Here is a 19938-nt window from a genome sequence, read left to right as displayed (position 1 = left end):
TCCCCCTGGCCGAGCCATTTCCGTCAAGGCCGCGCGAGCCGTCCAACCGCGCACTTTCCGCACTTGGACGCGAAGAGAAAGGCGCGTGGTCTCGCACGGAGGGTTAAATGCTATGGCCGAGGGGGGAATGGGCGCGACCGTCCGCGGTGGGCATTCCCGGGCGTTCCGCCGTCACCTGGTGGGTGAGCGGTGCTGCCGGTGTCCGCAGGGGAAAGCCGACTTCCACGACGAGGCCGCCCTGGGGTCGCGCGTGGGCGTTGAGGGTCGCGTCGTGGGCGGCCGCGATGGAGCGGACGATGGAGAGGCCGAGGCCGTGGTGTCCGTTGTCGGCCGTCCGGCCGAGGCGCTGGAACGGTTCGAAGAGGCGGTTCACTCCGGCGGGCGGGATCCGCGGGCCGGTGTTGGCGACGCGCAGGAAGGCGCGCCCGTCCCTGACGCCGGTCACGACCGTCACCCAGCCGTCGGGCGCGTTGTAACCCATGGCGTTGTCGAGGAGGTTGGCGACGAGGCGCTCGACGAGGGCGTCGTCGCCCCAGATGAACGCCGGTTCGATGTGCGGCTCCACCCGCAGGCCCCGCCGGTCGGCCTCCTGCCGGGACGCGAGCACCACGTCGTCGGTCAGCTCCGCCAGGTCCAGCGGCTCCCTGCGGTCGAGGCCGCGCTCGCTGCCGGAGAGGGTCAGCAGCGATTCCAGGAGGCGGGCCTGCTGTTCGCTGAGGGTCAGCAGCCGCTCGAAGTTGGCGCGGAAGGAGTCCACGGTCGCCTCGCGGTCGATCAGGGACTCCTCGAGCAGGGCGTGTTCGACGGTCAGGGGGGTGCGCAGTTCGTGGGCCGCGTTGGCGACGAAGCGTTTGTGGGAGTCCAGTGCGGCCTCGAGCCGGCCGAGGAGGCCGTCGACGGTGTCGGCCAGGTCCTTCAGTTCGTCGCCCGGCCCGTCGACGGCGAGGCGCTCGTGCACGTTGTGCGCGGAGATGCGCTGGACGGTGGTGGTGATGGTGCGCAGCGGTCGCAGTACGCGTCCCGCGACCAGCCAGCCGAGGCCTATGGCGATCACCGCCATGATGGCCAGCGCGATGCCGGACTGGGTGAGCAGGTGCTGCATCTCGGCGGCGTGCTGGCGTACCGCCTGCTGCTGCTGTTCGTGGGCGAAGCTGTCGACCGCCCCGGGGACCTCGTCGCGCCGGTACATGCGGACGCCGGCGTCGCCGGGCGAGCCGGAGCCGCCGCGGCGGCTGACGAGCACGGTGCTGTTGGGGCGGTTGACCAGCAGGTAGGTGATGGTGAGCAGGACGGCGCCGGACACGACGAACAGCAGGCCGTACAGCAGAGTGAGCCGCATGCGGACCCGTCGGGGCATGAGGCGGGCGAGGATTCCGGCTCGGGACACGGCCGTACGGACCGTGCGGGCCGTACGGAGCATGCGGGCCGTGGGGTCCGGGCGGGCCGTGCTTCGCGGACGCATCGGCATCTCGCTTCACTCCGTCACGTCGTCGTCAGATCCGGTAGCCGCCGCGGGGCACGGTCTCGATCACCGGTGGGGAACCGAGCTTGGGCCGCAGCCTGTTGATGGTCGCCTTGACCGTCGTGGTGAACGGGTCGGTCGCCTCGTCCCACACCCGTTCCAGGAGCTCCTCGGCGGACACGACGCGGCCGCGGGCCGCCATCAGGTATTCGAGGACCGCGAACTCCTTGGGGGTGAGCGTGAGCCGCCGGCCGGCCCGGGTCGCGATCCGCTGGGCCGGGTCGAGCCGCAGGTCGCCGTGGACGAGGACCGGTGGCACGGCAGGCTGGGCGCGGCGGGCCACGGCGCGGATGCGGGCGACGAGTTCGGCGTACGCGAAGGGTTTGGGGAGGTAGTCGTCGGCGCCGAGGCTGAGTCCTTCGACCCGGTCCGCGATCGTCCCGGAGGCCGTGAGCATCAGGACGCGTGTGCGGGCGGGTTCCGACATCAGGGCCCCGCACACCTCGTCGCCGTGCACGGTGGGCAGGTCGCGGTCGAGTACGACGACGTCGTAGTCGACGACCGAGGTGCGCTCCAGGGCGCCCTCTCCGTCGTAGACGACGTCGACCGCCATGCCTTCGCGGCGCAGCACTCTGGCCACGGAATCCGCAAGTTCGGCCTGGTCCTCGACCACCAGTACCCGCACAGCCCCACCCCCCGATGGATCATGGCTGACCAGGATCTCCGAGCGGGGGTCACACACTGGTCACAGCCCGCCGCCACGGTTCAGCGTACCGGCGGGGCGCCGGGTGCGGACCGGGACGACGGAACGGCATCCGCGATGCGGGGTGCCGCATCGCGGATGCCGTGGGAGGGGCAGGGCTCAGCTGTGTCTCATCCGTGGCCGGGGGGCGGTGGGCCGCCGGGGCCCGGGCCGTGGTGGCCGGGGCCGCCCGGTCCACCGGGACCGCCCGGTCCACCGGGTCCGCCGGGACCACCGGGGCCTCCGGGTCCGCCCGGCCCGCCCGGTCCTGTCAGGAAGACTCCCGGGCCGCCGGGGAAGGCTCCGTGCGGGCCGCCCGGCATCGGTCCGCCGGGTCCGCCGGGGCCACCGGTCAGTACGGGCCCCGGGCCGTGTGGGCCGCCGACCGGCTCGGGCACGGGCGGGGCGCCGTTCTTCGAGGGCTGGCGGGAGAACTGCGTGCGGTACAACTCCGCGTATACGCCCTCCAGTTGCATCAGTTCCTCGTGCGTGCCGCGTTCCTGGACCCGGCCCTTGTCGATGACGAGGATCTGGTCGGCGTCCCTGATGGTGGACAGGCGGTGCGCGATCACGAGCGAGGTGCGGCCCTTGAGGGCGGTTTTCAGGGCCCGTTGGAGTGCTGCCTCGGACTCCGAGTCGAGGTGGGCGGTGGCCTCGTCGAGTACGACGATGGGCGGGGCCTTGAGCAGCAGCCGCGCCATGGCCACGCGCTGCTTCTCGCCGCCGGAGAAGCGGTAGCCGCGGTCGCCGACCACGGTGTCGAAGCCGTCGGGCAGCGACTCGATCAGGTCCCAGATCTGCGCGGCCTTGCACGCGTCGACCAGTTCCTGCTCGGTGGCGTCGGGCCGCGCGTAGGTGAGGTTGTCGCGGATGGTCGCGTGGAAGAGGTGCGCGTCCTGCGTGACCATGCCGACGGTGTCGTTCAGGGACTGCAGCGTGACGTCACGGATGTCGTGGCCGCCGATCCGGATGACGCCCTCGACGGGGTCGTAGAGGCGCGGCACCAGGTGCGTGATGGTGGTCTTGCCTGCGCCCGACGGGCCGACCAGAGCGGTGAGTTTGCCCGCGGGGACGGTGAAGGTCAGGTCGCGCAGGGTCCAGGTGTTCTGCGCGCGCTCCTGCGAGGGCAGCGCGATGGACTCCAGCGAGGCGAGCGAGACGTCCGCGGCCTTCGGGTAGCGGAACGACACGTTCTCGAACGTGACCTCCGGTGCCCTGGAGCTGCCGTCGGCGGCGGCCGTGGCCGCGGCGGGCGGCAGGGGCACCGCGTCGGGCTTCTCGGAGATCAGCGGCTTGAGGTCGAGGATCTCGAAGAGCCGGTCGAAGCTGACGAGAGCGGTCAGCACGCTGGTCTGCGCGCTGGACAGCTGGTTGATGGGCCCCATCAGCCGGGTCAGCAGCGTCGCGAGGGCCACCAGGGTGCCGATCTGGAACGTGCCCTCGATGACGAGGGCGCCGCCGATGCCGTAGACGAGGGCGGTGGCGATGGCGCCGACGAGCGTCATCGTCAGGAAGAGCATCTTGCCGTAGACAGAGGTCAGGACCCCGAGGTCGCGTCCCTTGCGGGCCAGTCGGGAGAACATGCTCGTCTCGTGCGCGGGGCGGCCGTACAGCTTGGTCAGCAGGGCGCCGGTCACGTTGAAGCGCTCGTTCATGAACGAGCCGACCTCGGCGTTGACCTGCATGTGCTCCCGCATGATCCGCTGCAGCCTGCGGCCGACGACCCGGCCCGGCAGGATGAAGAGCGGGATCACCACGAGGGAGACCAGGGTGACCACCCAGGACAGGTAGAACATCGCGCCGAGAACCAGGAGCAGGGTCAGTCCTGCGGACACCACCGTGGACAGCAGCGCCGTGACCGCCTGTTGGGCGCCGACGACATCCGTGTTGAGGCGGCTGACGAGGGACCCGGTCTGGGCGCGGGTGAAGAACGCCAGCGGCTGTCGCTGCACGTGGTCGAAGATCTTCGTGCGGAGGTCGTAGATGAGCCCCTCGCTGACCCGCCCCGAGTACCAGGCCTCCGCGAATCCGAAGCCGGTGCTCAGCAGGGCGAGGACGGCGACGATCACGGAGATCCACACGACCACCGAGGTGTTGCCGTCCATGATGCCGTCGTCGATCAGGTACTTGAAGAGGAGGGGGGTGGCCACCACGTTGCCCGCGTTGAGCACGGTGACGACCAGGAGAACGCCTATGTTGAAGCGATACGGTTTCGTAAAGGGGAGGATTCGCTTGGCCGTGCCAGGCTTTATCTTCTGCTTGGTCACCGACTCGTCAGGACCCATCCCCCGCATCAGTACCGGCCCCGGGCCGCCGATCATGGCCACGAAAACCTCCTGTTTTCGTTGTCGTTCCGGTCGGTGAGTGCCTAGCCGGCGGCTTCGGACTTCTCCATCTCGTCGATGAGACTCTTGGGACGCATGTCCGTCCAGTTCTCCTCGATGTAGTCCAGGCAGGCCTTCCGCGTGTCCTCTCCGAACACGGCCTTCCAGCCGGCCGGAACCTCGGCGAAGGCGGGCCAGAGCGAATGCTGGTTCTCGTCGTTGACGAGAACCAGGAAGCTGCCGTTTTCGTCGTCGAACGGGTTCGGCATAACCACTCCGATCAATTTCCGTCGGTCAGTTTCCGTCGGCAGGACGTGCAATTCCGTCGGCCGGACGCGTTTCACGCTATCGGGGTGTTTCGAGGCCTACAAGGCTGTCCAGCCTCGGTGAAGAATCCAGTGATCGCGGAATTCACCGCCGCGGGCCTCTCCAGATATCCGTAGTGGCCGCAGCCCGGGATCTCCGTATAGAAGCTGCCGGGAATGTTCCGGGCGACCTCGCGGGAGAGGTGCGGGCGGATGACCAGGTCGTCCTGGAATCCGATGACCAGGCACGGCCTGCTGATGCGGCGGTACGCGGTCAGCCGGTCCGGGATGAGCTGCAGTCCGAGCTGCCCGCGTACCGCCGTCGCGTCCACGGCCGTCATCTCGAATACGGCGAGCCAGTCGCGCAGGCGTTCCTCGTCGTTGAGCGTGCGCGGGGAGAGGTTCTGGAGGGCCTGTACGTAGGCCGCGAAGCGGGGCGGGAGTCTGCCGCCGCCCGGGCCTTCGCCGCCGGCTTCGCTGAGTTCCGCGTCGGCGGCGGTCATCGCGGCGGTGAGGGCGTCGGTGCGTCCGCTGGTCGCCATCAGGACGGCCTGCTGTACGAGGTCGGGCCGGGACAGCAGGAGTTCCTGGACGGCTATCGCGCCCAGCGAATAGCCGACGACCCGGCAGGCACCGGCGTCCAGCTGCTCGATGAGCCCGGCGATGTCCGCCACCATGTCGGCGAGGGTGAACCCGTCGGGGCACGGATCGCTCGGCGGTATCCCCCGGTTGTCGAGCGTGATCACCCGGTAGCCGGCGCGTGTGAGGGCGGGCACCTGGTGGGTCCGCCACATCCGGCCGGGGGCGCCGGTGCCGGTGACCATGACGACCGGTTCCCCGGTGCCGTACTCGTCGTACCCGAGGCGTACCCCGTTGATCCGGGCGATCGGCATCGCGGTCTCCCCTCAACCGGGCGCGGGCGGTGCGGAACCGAAGCGGCCGACCTTGTCGATGACGTCCTGGCCGTAGATGCGGAGGGCCTGTTGGAGCGCGAACTCCGCCATGTACGCGCGGAACGCGTCCGGCGGCTCCTCCGCGAGGTTCAGCATCCGCCGGTTGGCGAGCACCGCGGCGCCGTCGAGCCGGGCCAGGCTCGCCTCGACGGCGGCGTCCATGTGCTCGGGCTCCACGACCTCGTCGACGAGCAGCCGCGCGTCGGGCTCGGCGGCCCTGATCCTGCGGCCCTCCAGGATGACCTGCCGGGACAGGCGCGGCCCCACGTACCGGCTGAACCGGAAGTTGGCGACGCCGGGGATGATCCCCTCCTTTGCGGCGGGCAGGCTGAGGTAGGCGTCGGACGCGGCGAGCACGTGGTCGCAGACCAGCAGGATCTGGGTGCCGCCCCCGATGGCGAAGCCGTCGACGGCCGCGACCCACGGCTTCTCCACGAGGGGCGAGTGCCACCGGCCGGGGTGGTCGGCGCGCAGGCCGCGCACCAGCTTGTGCAGGTACCCGAGTTCGCGGCGCAACAGAAAACCGACCAGCGGGATGTCGCCGGAGCTCAGGCTCTTGAGGTTGATGCCCGCGCTGAACACGCGCCTGCCCCGGTAGCGGGGGTGGGTCATCTCCCCGCCGCGCAGCAGCCCGACCCGGACGGCCGGGTCGAGCAGGGCGAGGTCGACGGCGGTCTCCATGTCGTCGACCTGGCGGACGTCCTCGGCGTTCAGGCAGTCGTCCCGGCACATGGTCAGCCGCGCCACGCCGTCGTCGCCCCGTTCGACGCGCACGGACTCCATCTCCACCACGCCGGTACGGGAGAACTCCTCGACGAGCCCCAGGGCCCGGGGGGTCGGCCGCAGCATGCTGTCGAGCAGATGCGGGCCCGCGGACGGGGAGCGGAGCACGGCCCGCAGGAAGATGCCCTGATCGATCTCGTCCCCCTCCTTGGCGGCCTGCGGCCTGCTCCGCTCGGACGCGAGCCGCGCCTCGCCGGGCACGAGCCCCGGGAACTCACCGGCCGCGGCGACGAGGAGTTCCTCCATACGCGGAGACTCGGCGCGGCCCCCGGTCAGCAGCTCGTACACGGCATCCGCGTACGCGTCGAGAAAGGCGACCCGCAGCGCGCGTGCCGCGTCCTTGGCGGCAGCCATCTCGGCGCGCTGCTCCGAGGTACGGGCGAGCGGCCCGGGCAGGCCGGCCACCAGCTCGTCGACACGGGCCACGACTCCGGAGTCGGCGACGCACTCCGCCCAGACCCCCCGCACGTCCCCGCACACGCGCCCCGCCTGCCGCGGCGACGGCTGCCCCGGCAGGGTGGTCGTCACGAGGCCTCCCCCGCTGCTCCGGCGACCTGCCGCAGGGCACGGCCGCGGGCCCCGAGGCGCACGCCGAGCCCGACCGCGCGACCGCGCCGGGGCGGACGCCCCAACACCTGCGGCGGCCGGCCACAAACAGTGGTCATATCAAGGCCTCCCCCCGAGCCTCCGGCGACCGACCACAAGGCACGGCCGCGGGCCCCGAGGCGCACGCCGAGCCCGACCGCGCGACCGCGCCGGGGCGGACGCCCCAACACCCGCGGCGACCGGCCACAAACAATGGTCATATCAAGGCCTCCCCCCGATCGACCGGCGACCTGCCACAAGGCACGGACGCGGGCCCCGAGGCGCACGCCGAGCCCGACCGCGCGACCGGGCCGTGCCGGGTGCCCCAACACCTGCGGCGGCCGGCCACAAACAGTGGTCCTCACGAGGCCTCCCCCGCCGCTCCCGCGACCTGCCGCAGAGCGCGGTCGCAGGCCGCGAGGTGGGCGCCGAGTGCGTCCTCGAAGCCGGTTGTGGCCGCGTCGAAGAGCAGTTGGCGTCGGATCGCGACCTCCTTGCCGGAGAGTTCGGCGACCAGCTCGGTGACGGCGGCGAGCGTGGCGGCCGGGTCGTCCGTCAGTTCGTCGGCGATGCCCAGCGCCAGTGCCTCGGCCGCCTCGATCGTCCGGCCGAACAGGACGGCCCTGCGGATCCGGGCGGCCCCGGCGAGCTGGACCAGGCGGTAGCCGGCCATCCCGGGCCAGGTGGCCGTGGTGTCGCGCGGGAGCAGCAGCCGCGTGTCCGGGAACGCGACGCGGACGTCGGCGGCCAGGAACGCTTCGAGCGCGGTCCCGCCGCAGTCGCCGCGGGCCACCGCGACCGTGGCCGCGGGCAGCCGCTCCAGGCGGCGCAGCGCGCGCTCCCACTTGGTGACCAGCATGACGTCGAGCCCGTCCGCCCAGCCGCCCGCCGGCGCCCCGGTGACGTGCAGGGCGACGACGGGGTGGCCCGCCCCGTCCTCCGTCCGGTCGCAGAGCGCGGCGACGGCCTTGACCGCCGTGGCCGACAGGGGTTCCGACCCGTCCAACTCCAGTGCGTACAAGGCGTCGTTCATGGTCCCTTCCGTCCTCACCATCGGATCAGCGCCGTCTCGATCGTGGAGCCCGGTCCCATGGTCATGAGCACCCCGTACTCGCCGGGCCGGGCGGCCCCCTCTTCGAGGAGCCGTTCGTACGAGAACAGGAACGAGCCGCTGGACACGTTTCCGTGGTCGCGCAGCACACCGACGGTGTGGCGGACGTCGTGGCGGGTCAGTCCGAGGTTGACCACGACCGCGTCGATCACCTTCTTGCCTCCGGAGTGCACCAGCCAGTGCCGGATGTCGCTCCTGCGCAGCCCGGTGCCCGCCAGCAGCCGGTCGACGACCAGTTCGGCGTGCGCGCCCACCACGTAAGGGATCTGCGGGTCGAGGAAGAAGCTGAACCTGCCCTGGACGCGGTCCCAGTCGTAGCGCATGGCGTCGACCGCTTCGGGGATGACGCAGCTCGCGAACTTCAGGACGGCGGGCGTCGCCTCGCCGTCCGTGTCCGTATCCATTGCCACGTCCGCGTCCGCGTCCGTAAGCAGTGCTACGGCCGCCGCGCCGTCGCCGAAGAGACTGTTCACGACCGCCGTCCGCATCGTCGAGTCCACGGTGTACGCGGCCGAGCACGCCTCCACGCAGAGCACCACGGCGAGTTCGCCGGGGTGGGCCGCGGACCAGCCGGCCACCACGCCCAGCGCGTTGAGCCCCGCGTTGCAGCCCATGCCGACGATGTCGGTCCTGCCGCAGTGGCGGTCGATGCCCAATTCTCGGATCAGCAGGGCGCTGATGCCGGGGGTGAGCAGTCCGGTGGAGGTCACGCAGCACAGGTGGCGCAGGTCGGTGAGTTCGGCGCCCGCCTTCTTCAGACAGGCGCGGAGTGCCTCGCCGCCCATTTCCAGGGCCAGTTGCTTGTGCTTGTCGAGCAGGTCGCCCTGGGACTCGGGGGCGCGGACGCCGTGTGCGTCCTCCGGAGGGAGTGCGAGGTTGCGCCGTTCTATCGCGCTGTTGAGGAAGACCGAGCGCACTTTGGGGTCGGTGATCCCGAAGGCGTCGAGCACCTCCTGCTGCGAGTAGGACGCGGCGGTCACGGCCGTACCCACGCCGACGATGCGGGGGTGGGCGGCGGCCGCACCGGTCTCACGGGCCGGCCGTGCGGTCTCACGGATCTCAGTGGTCATCGGAAGGTCCACCCCCACATACGTGGTTTGCTGCGCAGGTGCCGCATGGTGTCGGTGCCGGTCACTGTCCTGTCCTTCCGTGTCAGGCCTCAGGCCTCAGGCCCAAGGCCTCAGGTCGTGGCTCGCGCGCTCTCCGCCTCGATGAACCGCACGAGCCGCGCGGTGCCCTCCCTGATCTGGGCGGGCGTCAGATAGCTGGTCGACAGGCGGATGCCGTGCAGGCCTCCGCCGTCGGGATGGAAGTACGTCATCGGCGTCCAGATGACGCCGAAGTCCTGTGCCGAGCGGATCAACGCGGCGTTGTCCGCGCGGAAGGGCACGCGCAGGGTGAGGAAGAACCCGCCGGTGGGTGCGTTCCACCGCACGCCCAGGGCCTCCCGCCGCGCCACGGGCAGGTGTGCGTCGAGCTCCCTGAGCGTGGCCCGCATGGCGTCGCCGTAGTACGTGGCGGCTGCCGCGTTCAGCTCCGAGACCCGGCCGCCCGCCGCCAGCAGCGTGCCCGCCACGGCGGCCTGGCTGAGCGAGGAGGTGTTGACCGTCACCATGCTCTTGATCTTGGCGAGTTCGTCCGCGAGGAGGCCCGTGTGCCCGGACGCGTCGACGACCGGCTGGTCGGCGATGACGAAGCCGACGCGGGCGCCCGGGAACACCGTCTTGGAGAAGGAGCCCAGGTGGACGACCGTGTGCGCGCGGTCCTGGGACTTCAGCGTCGGCAGCGGGGTGCCGGGGCTGACCAGCCGGTAGGGGCTGTCCTCCAGGATGAGGATGCCGTGCCGGGCGGCGAGTTCGAGGAGTTCGGTCCGCGCCCGCTGCCCCATCGTGGTCCCCGACGGGTTGGAGTGGTCGGGTACGACGTAGAAGGCGCGGGGACGGCGGCCGCGGGCCCGCTCGTTCCTGATCGCCGCTTCCAGGTCCGCGCAGGAGACGCCGTCCTCCCGTTCCTCGACGGGCGTCACGGCGATGTCCAGGAGGCGGGCCGCTCCGGTGATGCCCACGTAACAGGGGCTGGAGACCAGGAGCACGTCGTCGGGTCCGGTGATCAGGGCGCGCAGTACGAGGAGCATGGCCTCCTGCGCGCCGACGGTCACCACGATGGACTCGGCCGGGACGTCGATGTTCTCGTCGGCGCGCAGCGAGTCGGCGATGATCTCGCGGATCTGGCCCGCGGTGGGCCCGTACTGGTACATGGCGGTACGCACCTGCTGCGGCGTCAGGCCCTGTTCCGCGAGGTGGTCCAGGTACCGGCGCAGGTGGGTGAAGATCTGCTCGCTGTCGAAGAAGCCGTCGTAGGGGCGGCCCGGCGCGAAGGAGATCGCCTCCGGGTAGCGGGAGGTGATCTCGTTGAGGAAGGTCATCGTGTCCAGGACGGGCGCGGACACGCTGGCGTGCAGCTCGGTCCTGTGCAGCGGCCGCGCGGCCGTGGGCGGTGTCACGGCGGCGGCGCGCGGCCCGGTCCGGACCAGGCCGGGGCCGATGTCCGCGACGGTGGCGGTGCCGGTGAACGTCATCGCCTCCCCCAGCTCCCGTACGAGGCCGTCCAGCGCCTCCGTCACACCCGCGCGCCCGCCGGCCCGCAGCCCGTCGAGGACGGGTCGCCCGGCGAACACCGCGTCGGCGCCCGACGCGACCGACGTGAGGATGTCCGCGCCGCGCCGGATCCCGCCGCTCAGCAGGACGGGGCAGCGGCCCGCCACGGACTCCGCGATGCCGGGGAGCTCGTCGAGGGAGGTGACCACGATGCCGTCGGCGCCGCTGTCCATGGCGCGGAGCGCGTCGGAGGCGGTGTGCACACCCGCGACCAGCAGCGGCAGCGCGGTGGCCGCGCGCAGTCCGGCCACGTCGGCCCAGCCGGTGCGGGCGTCGAGCAGGGTGCGGACGTCGTTCGACGGTGCCGGGTGGGTGAGGTTGGCGGGGGCGGCGACCTTCCTGAGGCGGGTGTCGTCGCGGCTGCCCAACGCGAGGAGCACCGCCCCGAACCCGGCCTCTTCGGCCCGTGCTGCGAGCCGTCGCCCGGTGTCGTGGTCCCGGAAGGCGTAGGTGCGCAGCCATGGCGGGACGTCGGTGGCCGAGGCGAGCTCGCTGAAGGTGCGTTCGGCGAAGGCGCCGACCACGGAGGGGAGTTGTGCGGTGCCGGCGGCCCGGACCACGGCGAGTTCGCCGCCGGGGCGGGCCGGGGCGGAGAGCGGTCCGACGACCAGGGGCGCCGACCAGACGCGGCCGAGGATCTTCACGGTGGTCTCGGGAGGGCCGGCCGGTCCGCCCTGTCGCAGTCCTCTGCGGTCGAACTCCGCGCGGTTCGCGGCGGAGTGCTCGGTGCCGTCGCCGTCGGCCGTGAGTCCCGGCATGGATTTCCCCCAGGCGTCCGGAAGTTATCGGGAAAGTGTCATCCGTCGCTCAGAGTCACACGGTTCCCGACGGTCCAACAACGCCGTCCAACCGGCCGATTCGCACAGTTGGACAGGCCCGGACGCGCTTCAACACGCCGGTCGTGACGCCGGTCGTGACGCCGGTCGTGACGCCGGTCGTGGTCACGCGGGGCGACGGCCGGACGGGACCGCGGCGACGGTGGCGTCCCGTACGACATCCCATCCCCCGGCGCTGAGCACAGCCACGAGCCGGTCGGCGGTGCGGGGCGGGACGGTGAAGCGTACGGCGAACCACGGACCGTCCGCGCCGCCCTCGCCGCGCGTGTCCTTCGAGCGGGCTTCCACGACTGAGCCGGCCCCCTCGACCGGGCCGACTTCCTCGACCCGGGCGTCGTCCGCCGCGACGCCGAGGTCCGCCACCGCGGCGAGGAGCCGCGCGAGCTCACCGGGACGGCCCGGGACGGCGACCCGTACGCGCGGATCCTCGGGCGAGGTGCGGGACCGGGCGTCCGGGATCTCGGCGAGACCCGAGATGCCCCGGTCGAGCAGGTCCACCAGCGTCCGCATGCCCAGGTCCCGCTCCTGGCCGCCGGACGTGGCGAGCGCGTCAAGCGCCGGTACGAGCCGGGACAGGTCCATGTGCAGGTCCTTCAGGACACCGGCGATCGCCGGGGCGTTGGCCTGGAGGATGTCGCCCCAGAGCCGTGAGTCGCCGCCCGCGATGCGCGTGGCGTCGCGCAGGCCCTGCCCGGCGAGGCGGGACAGGTCGGCCGGGCCCTCCCGCAGCCGTGCGGCCATCAGGCTGGCCATGAGGTGCGGCACGTGGGAGGTGACGGCCACGGCGGCGTCGTGGTCCTGGCTGCGCATCACGACCGGGACGGCACCGCACAGGGCGACCAGTTCCAGCGCCCGGTCGAAGGTCTCGTCCGAGGTCAGCGGGGACGGGGTCAGCACCCAGTTGCGGCCCTGGAACAGGTCGGCGCGGGCGGCGAGCGGGCCGGAGCGCTCCCGGCCCGCCAGCGGGTGGCCGCCGACATAGCGGTCCGGGTCGGGGGCGCGGCTCAGCGCGGCCCGCTCCGGCTCGGCCTTCACGGACGCCACGTCGGTGTAACAGGTGGCGAGGCGGCGCTCCTGTGCCTCGGCGAGCACGGCGCCCACCTGGCTGGGCGGGACGGCGAGGACGGCCAGGTCCACCGGTGCGGCCGGCGTCCTCGCGAGTCCGGCGCCGAGGGCGGCGGCCGTCCGGGCCGCCGCGGGGTCCCGGTCGGACAGGAACACCGTCACGCCCCGCCGGCTCACGGCCAGCGCGACCGAGGTGCCGATCAGGCCCGTTCCGATGACGGCCATGGTGCGCATCACAAGTCATCACCCGTTCAAGAGGCCTCAAAAGACCGTCGGCCGTAAAACCAGACGCAAAGGACCGCCGATTTTATGCGCGGGACGGCCGAGTCCACCGTCCATATCGTTCGTAGCCAGATTCGCGATCCGGCTCGTAGAGTCCCAGGAGCTCATTTCTCTCCGGATCTGGAGACTTTCATGAGGGATTTATCGGAATCACCGAATGCACCGAAAGCAGCAGGAGCGGCGGGAGCGGCAGAGTCGGCGGATCCGCTGGCGGATCTCTCCATCGACTACGTGGAGATGTACGTCGAGGACCTGGACGCGGCGGCGGCCCACTGGACCGACCGGTACGCCTTCGCCGTGGTCGGCACCACCGCTTCCCCGGAGCACCGCGGCATCGCGGTGCGCCACGGGGAGATCACGCTCGTCCTGACCCAGGCGACCTCCGAACTGCATCCGGCGTCGGCCTACGTGATGGCCCACGGCGACGGCGTCGCGGACATCGCGCTGCGCACCGCCGACCCGGAAGCGGCCTTCCACGAGGCCCTGGCGCGCGGCGCCCTGGCCCACCGGCATCCGCGGCCGCGGACCGAGCACAGCCCCTGTGTCACCGCGGCGCTCCGCGGCTTCGGGGACCTGGTCCACACGCTCGTCCGGCGGGAGCCCGGGGAAGGGCCGGGGCTGCCCGTCGGATACGTGCCGGTGGAGAGCCCCGGCGGCGAACAGCGCGACGGCGTGGGCCTGTTGGAGCTCGACCACGTCGCGGTGTGCCTGCCCGCGGGCGACCTGGACGCCATGGTCGCGTACTACCGCGACGCCCTCGGCTTCCGGTTCGTCTTCGAGGAGCACATCGTCGTGGGCACGCAGGCCATGGAGTCGAAGGTCGTGCAGAGCCGGTCGGGCACCGTGACCCTGACCCTCATCGAGCCCGACACCTCGGCCGCCACGGGCCAGATCGACGAGTTCCTCAAGGGGCACCAGGGTGCGGGCGTCCAGCACCTGGCGTTCGCCTCGCGGGACGCAGTGAGTTCGGTGCGGGCCCTGTCCGAGCGCGGCGTCACGTTCCTGCGTACCCCCGCGTCGTACTACGACCTGCTCGGCCGGCGCGTCGAGCTCGGCGAGGAGCGGCTGGCGGACCTGCGGTCGACGAACGTGCTCGCCGACGAGGACCACGACGGCCGGCTCTTCCAGATCTTCACCGCCTCGACCCATCCGCGGAAGACCCTGTTCTTCGAGGTCATCGAACGCCAGGGAGCGGCGACGTTCGGCAGCGCGAACATCAAGGCGCTCTACGAAGCGGTGGAGTTGGAGCGGACGAAGCAGCGTGGATTCGACCAGCGCTGACGCGGAGCCCAGACCTGAGGCAGATGGGTTCCACGGTCCGGTCGACGGACTCCACTGTCTGGCCGACGCGGAACGTGCCGCCGACGCGGTGCTGCCCGCCGCCGTCCGGGACTTCATCGCCGGGGGCAGTGGCGCGGAGGTGACGCTCGACGCCAACCGCGCCGCCCTGGACCGGGTCTTCGTCGTGCCGCGCGTCCTGCGGGACGTCTCGCCGTGCACGACGGAGGCCACCCTGCTCGGGCGGCCGGCCCGGCTGCCGCTCGCGGTCGCGCCGGTCGCCTACCAGCGGCTGGTGCACCCCGAGGGGGAGCTGGCCGCCGCTCGGGCGGCGAAGGCGGTGGGGGTGCCGTTCACCGTGAGCACCCTCAGCAGCGTCCCGGTCGAGCGGCTCACCGAGGTCGGCGGGACCGTCTGGTTCCAGCTCTACTGGCTGCGGGAGCCGGGCCGCGCCCTCGACCTGGTCCGGCGGGCCGAGGACGCCGGCGCGGCGGCGATCGTGCTCACGGTCGACGTGCCGTGGATGGGCCGCCGCCTGCGCGACGTGCGCAACCGGTTCGCACTGCCGGACCAGGTGCGCGCCGCCCACCTCGCGGCGGGCCGTTCCGCGGCCCACCGGCTCCCCGCCGGCGCCGCATCCGCGCTTGCCGCGCACACCGAGGCGGCGTTCTCACCCGCGCTGACGTGGTCGTCGGTGCGGGCGCTGCGGGAGCGGACCCGGCTGCCGCTGGTGCTGAAGGGCGTCCTCGCGGCCGAGGACGCGGTGCGCGCCGCCGAGTGCGGGGTGGACGCCGTGGTGGTCTCGAACCACGGCGGCCGCCAGCTGGACGGCGCCGTTCCGAGCGCCGACGCGCTGCCGGACGTGGTGACGGCGCTGGCGGGCCGGTGCGAGGTCCTGCTGGACAGCGGCGTCCGCGGCGGTACGGACGTGCTCAGGGCGCTGGCCCTCGGCGCGTCCGGCGTCATGGTAGGGCGCCCGCCGCTCTGGGGCCTGGCGGTGGGCGGTGAGGACGGGGTGCGGCGGGTCCTCGAACTGCTGGCGGACGAATTCCGGGACGCCCTGGGTCTCGCGGGCTGTCCGGACGTGGCCGCGGCCCGCGAACTCCGAACGGTCCACCGGCAGCGGTGAAAACGCGTCGGCGCATACGGTCGAATTCCTGAGGCGACACGCGGAGAAACACTGCGCAAAATACCTTTCCGTCTTCACGGAAAGCCGACGGAAAGCCGCCGGAAAGCCGCCGGATAAACCGCGGGCGACACCCTTGTTCACCCCTGCCGGCTCGCGCGTCCGCCCCCGGCCTAGAATTGTGGGGTTTGTCCCCGAGCCGCGTACGGAGCCCCGCCCATGCACAGCCCTCATGATCCGTTCGTACGTGTCCGGGGCGCCCGGGAGCACAACCTCCGGGGCGTCGACGTGGACATCCCGCGCGACGTCCTCGCGGTCTTCACGGGCGTCTCGGGCTCGGGGAAGTCCTCGCTCGCGTTCGGCACGATCTACGCCGAGGCCCAGCGGCGCTACTTCGAGTCCGTCGCGCCGTACGCCAGGCGGCTGATCCACCAGGTGGGCGCCCCGAAGGTCGGCGAGATCACCGGGCTGCCGCCCGCGGTCTCGCTCCAGCAGCGCCGCTCGGCGCCGACCTCACGCTCCTCCGTCGGCACGGTCACCACGCTCTCCAACTCCCTGCGCATGCTCTTCTCGCGTGCGGGCCGCTACCCGGCGGGTGCCGAACGGCTCGACTCGGACGCCTTCTCACCCAACACGGCGGCCGGCGCCTGCCCAGAGTGCCACGGCCTGGGCCGTGTCCACCGCACCACCGAGGAGTTGCTGGTCCCCGACCCCTCGCTGTCCATCCGCGAGGGGGCCATCGCCGCCTGGCCCGGCGCGTGGCAGGGCAAGAACCTGCGGGACGTCCTGGACGCCCTCGGCCACGACGTGGACCGCCCGTGGCGCGACCTGCCGCAGCGGGACCGCGACTGGATCCTGTTCACGGACGAGCAGCCGGTCGTGACCGTGCACCCGGTGCGCGAGGCCGGCCGGATCCACCGCCCCTACCAGGGCACCTACATGAGCGCCCGGCGCTATGTGATGAAGACCTTCGCGGACTCCAAGAGCCAGACGCTGCGCGCCAAGGCGGAGCGGTTCCTCGAGAGCGCGCCGTGCCCGGCGTGCCGCGGGAGCAGGCTGCGCCCGGAGGCGATGGCGGTGACGTTCGGGGGGCGTACGATCGCCGAGCTCGCCGCGCTGCCCCTCGCGGAGCTCGCGGTCGCCCTGGAGAACGCGGCCGATTCGTCGGAGACCGCGCGCGTCCTGACCGAGGACCTGCTCGCCCGGATCGCGACCGTCACCGAACTGGGCCTCGGCTACCTCAGCCCCGACCGTGCCACACCCACCCTGTCGGCGGGCGAACTGCAGCGCCTGCGCCTCGCGACGCAGCTGCGCTCGGGGCTGTTCGGTGTCGTGTACGTCCTGGACGAGCCCTCGGCGGGCCTCCATCCGGCGGACACCGAGGCCTTGTTGACGGTTCTCGACCGGCTGAAGGAGGCCGGCAACTCCGTCTTCGTCGTGGAGCACCACCTCGATGTCATGCGGCACGCGGACTGGCTCGTCGATGTCGGCCCGCAGGCGGGTGAGCACGGCGGGCGGGTGCTGCACAGCGGCCCGGTGGCGGAGCTCGCGGGCGTCCGGGGATCGGCGACGGCCCGCTTCCTCTTCGACGAGGCACCCGCGCCCGTACGTGAAGTGCGGTCACCTCAGGGGTGGTTGAAGGTCGGCCCGGTCACCCGGCACAACCTTCGCGAGGTGACGGCGGAGTTCCCGCTCGGCGCCTTCACGGCGGTCACCGGCGTGTCGGGGTCGGGCAAGTCCACGCTCGTCGGCGAGATCACCGAGGACCTGCCGGGCGTGGGCAGGCTGGTCCGCGTCGACCAGAAGCCGATCGGGCGCACGCCTCGCTCCAACCTCGCCACCTACACCGGTCTCTTCGACGTCGTGCGCAAGGTCTTCGCGGCCACGGACACCGCGCGGGAGCGCGGCTACGGCGTGGGCCGGTTCTCCTTCAACGTGGCGGGCGGGCGGTGCGAGACGTGCCAGGGCGAGGGGTTCGTCAGCGTCGAGCTGCTCTTCCTGCCGAGCACGTACGCGCCGTGCCCCGACTGTGCGGGCGCCCGCTACAACCCCGAGACGCTCGAAGTGGCGTACCGGGGCAGGAACATCGCGGAGGTCCTCGACCTGACGGTGGAGGCCGCCGCGGAGTTCTTCGCCGACACCCCCTCCGTCGTACGCAGCCTGCGCACCCTCCTCGATGTCGGCCTCGGCTATCTGCGGCTCGGCCAGCCGGCCACGGAGCTGTCGGGCGGCGAGGCCCAACGCATCAAGCTGGCGGGCGAGTTGCAGCGGGCCCGGCGCGGCCACACGCTCTACCTCCTGGACGAGCCCACGACGGGCCTGCACCCGGCCGACGCCGAACTCCTCACGCGCCGGCTGCACGAACTGGTCGACGCCGGCAGCTCCGTGGTCGTCGTCGAGCACGACATGGCCATGGTGGCGGGCGCGGACCACGTGATCGACCTGGGCCCGGGCGGCGGTGACGAGGGCGGCCGGATCGTGGCGACGGGCACACCTGCGGAGGTGGCCCGCGCCACGGACAGCCGCACGGCGCCCTATCTGGCCCGCGCCCTGGACCCGTCGGCCCGGTAGGCGTCGCGCAGCCGCGACTTCGCCAGCTTTCCCGTCGGGGTGCGGGGCAGGGACGCGGTGAAGTCGACGCTGCGCGGTGCCTTGTAGTGCGCGAGGCGGTCGCGGACGAAGCCGATGAGCTCACGCTCCAGTTCCGGGCCGGGTTCGATGCCCGGCTCGACCTGGACGACCGCCTTGACCGCCTCGCCCATCTCGGCGTCGGGAACCCCGACGACCGCGACGTCGGCGACGGCGGGATGCATCACCAGCACGTCCTCGGCCTCCTGCGGGTAGACGTTCACACCACCCGAGATGATCAAGAAGGCCTTGCGGTCGGTGAGGAACAGGTATCCGTCGTCGTCGACGTGTCCGATGTCCCCGGTGGTCGACCAGTTCGCATGCTCGGGATGCCGGGCCTCGCGGGTGCGGGCCTCGTCCCCGTGGTAGCGGAAGGACGGTTCGTCGCGCTCGAAGTAGACCGTGCCGGTCTCCCCGGGCGGCAGCACGCGCCCCTCCTCGTCACAGATCCGCAGCGTCCCGAGGTATCCGTCGCGGCCCACGGAACCCGGCTTGCGCAGCCACTCCTCCGGGGAGATGAAGGTGATGCCGTTGCCCTCCGTCGACGAGTAGTACTCGTACAGGACGGGCCCCCACCACTCCATCATCCGCCGTTTGACCTCGACGGGGCAGGGCGCGGCGGCGTGGATGGCGACCTTCATCGACGACACGTCGTAGCGCCCGCGCACCTCCGCGGGGAGCTTCAGCATGCGGACGAACATCGTCGGCACCCACTGGCTGTGCGTCGCCCGGTGCCGCTCCACCGCCGCGAGGGCCGCCTCGGCGTCGAAGGACTCCATCAGCACGACGGTGCCGCCGAGCGCGATCACCACACCGCAGAAGCGCAGGGGTGCCGCGTGGTAGATCGGCGCGGGACAGAGGTAGACGGTGTCCTCACCGAAGCCGTACATCGTCCGGAAGACGACGGTGTACGTCGTGGGCCGGTCCCGTACGTCCCCTTCGGGCAGCTGCGGCTCGACACCCTTGGGCCGCCCCGTGGTGCCGGAGGAGTACAGCATGTCGGTGCCGAGCGGCTGCCGGTCGGGCGGCACGGCGGAGGCGCCCTCCAGCGCCTTCTCGTACGTCCCGCCGTCGAGGCCGAGCACGAGCGGCGGCCCGCCCGCCAACTCCCGCACTGTCTCCCCCAGTTCGCTGAGCGACCCGGCGACGATCAGCACGCGCGCTCCGCAGTCGCGCACGATGTAGGCGGCCTCCTCCGCCCTCAAGTGGTGGTTGACGGCGGTGAGATAGAGCCCGGAGCGCATGGCTGCCCAGTAGACCTCCAGGGCGCGCGGGTCGTTGTCGCAGAGCAGGGCGAGGTGGTCGCCCCGGCGCAGCCCCGCGGCCCGCAGATGATCCGCGAGCCGCAGCGAGCGCTCTTCGAGCTGTCCGTAGGTGAGGGTCCGAGTGCCGTCGGCGGTGACGACGGCCGGCCTGGCGGGGTCGTACGCTCCCGGATACATGGGGCGCAAGGTACGCGCCCCTCAAGGGCGCGGGGAACGGCGCGACCGGCCACAGACGACCCGCACCCGGCGTCGGAGAACTACCGGCTCACCTTCCTCGTGGCGCGCAGCCATTCCTTGTTCATGCCGGTGATGGAGAACAGTGGGATGCCCTTGGGGCAGGCGGTGGCGCATTCGCCGGTGAGGGTGCAGCCGCCGAACCCTTCGGCGTCCATCTGCGCGACCATGTCCAGGACCCGCGTCTCCCGCTCGGGTGCGCCTTGCGGGAGCACGTTGAGGTGGTTGACCTTGGCGGAGGTGAAGAGCATGGCGGAGCCGTTGGGGCAGGCGGCGACGCAGGCGCCGCAGCCGATGCATTC

General features: G+C 72.1%; 15 protein-coding genes. 3 read left to right on the top strand and 12 right to left on the bottom strand.

Features of this window, described 5'->3' with window-relative positions:
• Positions 1–103: 103 nt before the first annotated feature.
• The 10 genes from ACI2L3_RS39695 to ACI2L3_RS39650 all read right to left on the bottom strand — a co-directional run bounded on the left by ACI2L3_RS39695 (position 104) and on the right by ACI2L3_RS39650 (position 13057).
• Entirely contained in the window at positions 104–1468 is a 1365-nt protein-coding gene (locus ACI2L3_RS39695) for an ATP-binding protein (protein ID WP_404757348.1), read from the bottom strand.
• Between the two features lie 25 nt (positions 1469–1493).
• Positions 1494–2147 carry a response regulator transcription factor gene (locus ACI2L3_RS39690; protein ID WP_404757347.1) on the bottom strand — a complete coding sequence of 218 codons (654 nt, stop codon included), beginning with the start codon at positions 2145–2147 and terminating at the stop codon, positions 1494–1496.
• 188 nt (positions 2148–2335) lie between these two features.
• Positions 2336–4525 carry an ABC transporter ATP-binding protein gene (locus tag ACI2L3_RS39685; protein ID WP_404757352.1) on the bottom strand — a complete coding sequence of 730 codons (2190 nt, stop codon included), beginning with the start codon at positions 4523–4525 and terminating at the stop codon, positions 2336–2338.
• A gap of 47 nt (positions 4526–4572) precedes the next feature.
• Positions 4573–4797 (bottom strand): MbtH family protein, encoded by a 225-nt coding sequence (locus ACI2L3_RS39680; protein ID WP_404757346.1) that lies wholly within the window; start codon positions 4795–4797, stop codon positions 4573–4575.
• Between the two features lie 71 nt (positions 4798–4868).
• The gene (locus tag ACI2L3_RS39675; protein ID WP_404757345.1) at positions 4869–5726 is read right to left on the bottom strand and encodes an alpha/beta fold hydrolase; all 858 of its coding nucleotides are present in this window, start codon (positions 5724–5726) and stop codon (positions 4869–4871) included.
• A gap of 12 nt (positions 5727–5738) precedes the next feature.
• Entirely contained in the window at positions 5739–7037 is a 1299-nt protein-coding gene (gene dpgC / locus ACI2L3_RS39670) for a (3,5-dihydroxyphenyl)acetyl-CoA 1,2-dioxygenase DpgC (protein ID WP_404757351.1), read from the bottom strand.
• 478 nt (positions 7038–7515) lie between these two features.
• Positions 7516–8187 carry an enoyl-CoA-hydratase DpgB gene (gene dpgB, locus ACI2L3_RS39665; protein WP_404757344.1) on the bottom strand — a complete coding sequence of 224 codons (672 nt, stop codon included), beginning with the start codon at positions 8185–8187 and terminating at the stop codon, positions 7516–7518.
• A 14-nt stretch (positions 8188–8201) separates the two neighbouring features.
• Positions 8202–9335: a 3,5-dihydroxyphenylacetyl-CoA synthase DpgA gene (dpgA, locus tag ACI2L3_RS39660; protein WP_404757343.1), complete on the bottom strand. Its 1134-nt coding sequence runs from the start codon at positions 9333–9335 to the stop codon at positions 8202–8204.
• 110 nt (positions 9336–9445) lie between these two features.
• Positions 9446–11680 carry an aminotransferase class I/II-fold pyridoxal phosphate-dependent enzyme gene (locus ACI2L3_RS39655; protein ID WP_404757342.1) on the bottom strand — a complete coding sequence of 745 codons (2235 nt, stop codon included), beginning with the start codon at positions 11678–11680 and terminating at the stop codon, positions 9446–9448.
• 183 nt (positions 11681–11863) lie between these two features.
• Entirely contained in the window at positions 11864–13057 is a 1194-nt protein-coding gene (locus ACI2L3_RS39650) for a prephenate dehydrogenase (RefSeq protein ID WP_404757341.1), read from the bottom strand.
• A gap of 180 nt (positions 13058–13237) precedes the next feature.
• On the opposite strand from ACI2L3_RS39650, the gene hppD reads away from it, so the two are divergent.
• The 3 genes from hppD (at position 13238) to ACI2L3_RS39635 (ending at position 18080) form a co-directional block, all read left to right on the top strand.
• Positions 13238–14386, top strand: coding sequence for a 4-hydroxyphenylpyruvate dioxygenase (hppD, locus tag ACI2L3_RS39645; RefSeq protein WP_404757340.1), 1149 nt, complete (start codon positions 13238–13240; stop codon positions 14384–14386).
• On the top strand, positions 14367–15512 hold the full coding sequence (locus ACI2L3_RS39640; RefSeq protein WP_404757339.1) for an alpha-hydroxy acid oxidase: 1146 nt from the start codon (positions 14367–14369) through the stop codon (positions 15510–15512). Before hppD ends, ACI2L3_RS39640 begins: the two co-directional genes overlap by 20 nt.
• A gap of 216 nt (positions 15513–15728) precedes the next feature.
• On the top strand, positions 15729–18080 hold the full coding sequence (locus ACI2L3_RS39635) for an ATP-binding cassette domain-containing protein (RefSeq protein WP_404757338.1): 2352 nt from the start codon (positions 15729–15731) through the stop codon (positions 18078–18080).
• On the opposite strand, the gene ACI2L3_RS39630 is transcribed toward ACI2L3_RS39635, so the two are convergent.
• A complete protein-coding gene (locus ACI2L3_RS39630; RefSeq protein WP_404757337.1) occupies positions 18044–19579 on the bottom strand; it encodes an acyl-CoA synthetase in 1536 nt (511 codons plus the stop codon). The genes ACI2L3_RS39635 and ACI2L3_RS39630 overlap by 37 nt on opposite strands.
• An 80-nt stretch (positions 19580–19659) precedes the next feature.
• Positions 19660–19938, bottom strand: a 279-nt coding sequence (locus ACI2L3_RS39625) for a 4Fe-4S dicluster domain-containing protein (protein WP_404757336.1), incomplete at its 5' end; no start/stop codon positions are given.

It is taken from the genome of Streptomyces sp. NPDC029674, assembly GCF_044903205.1.
GTDB lineage: Bacteria > Actinomycetota > Actinomycetes > Streptomycetales > Streptomycetaceae > Streptomyces.
This window is presented reverse-complemented; position numbering and strand designations above follow the sequence as displayed.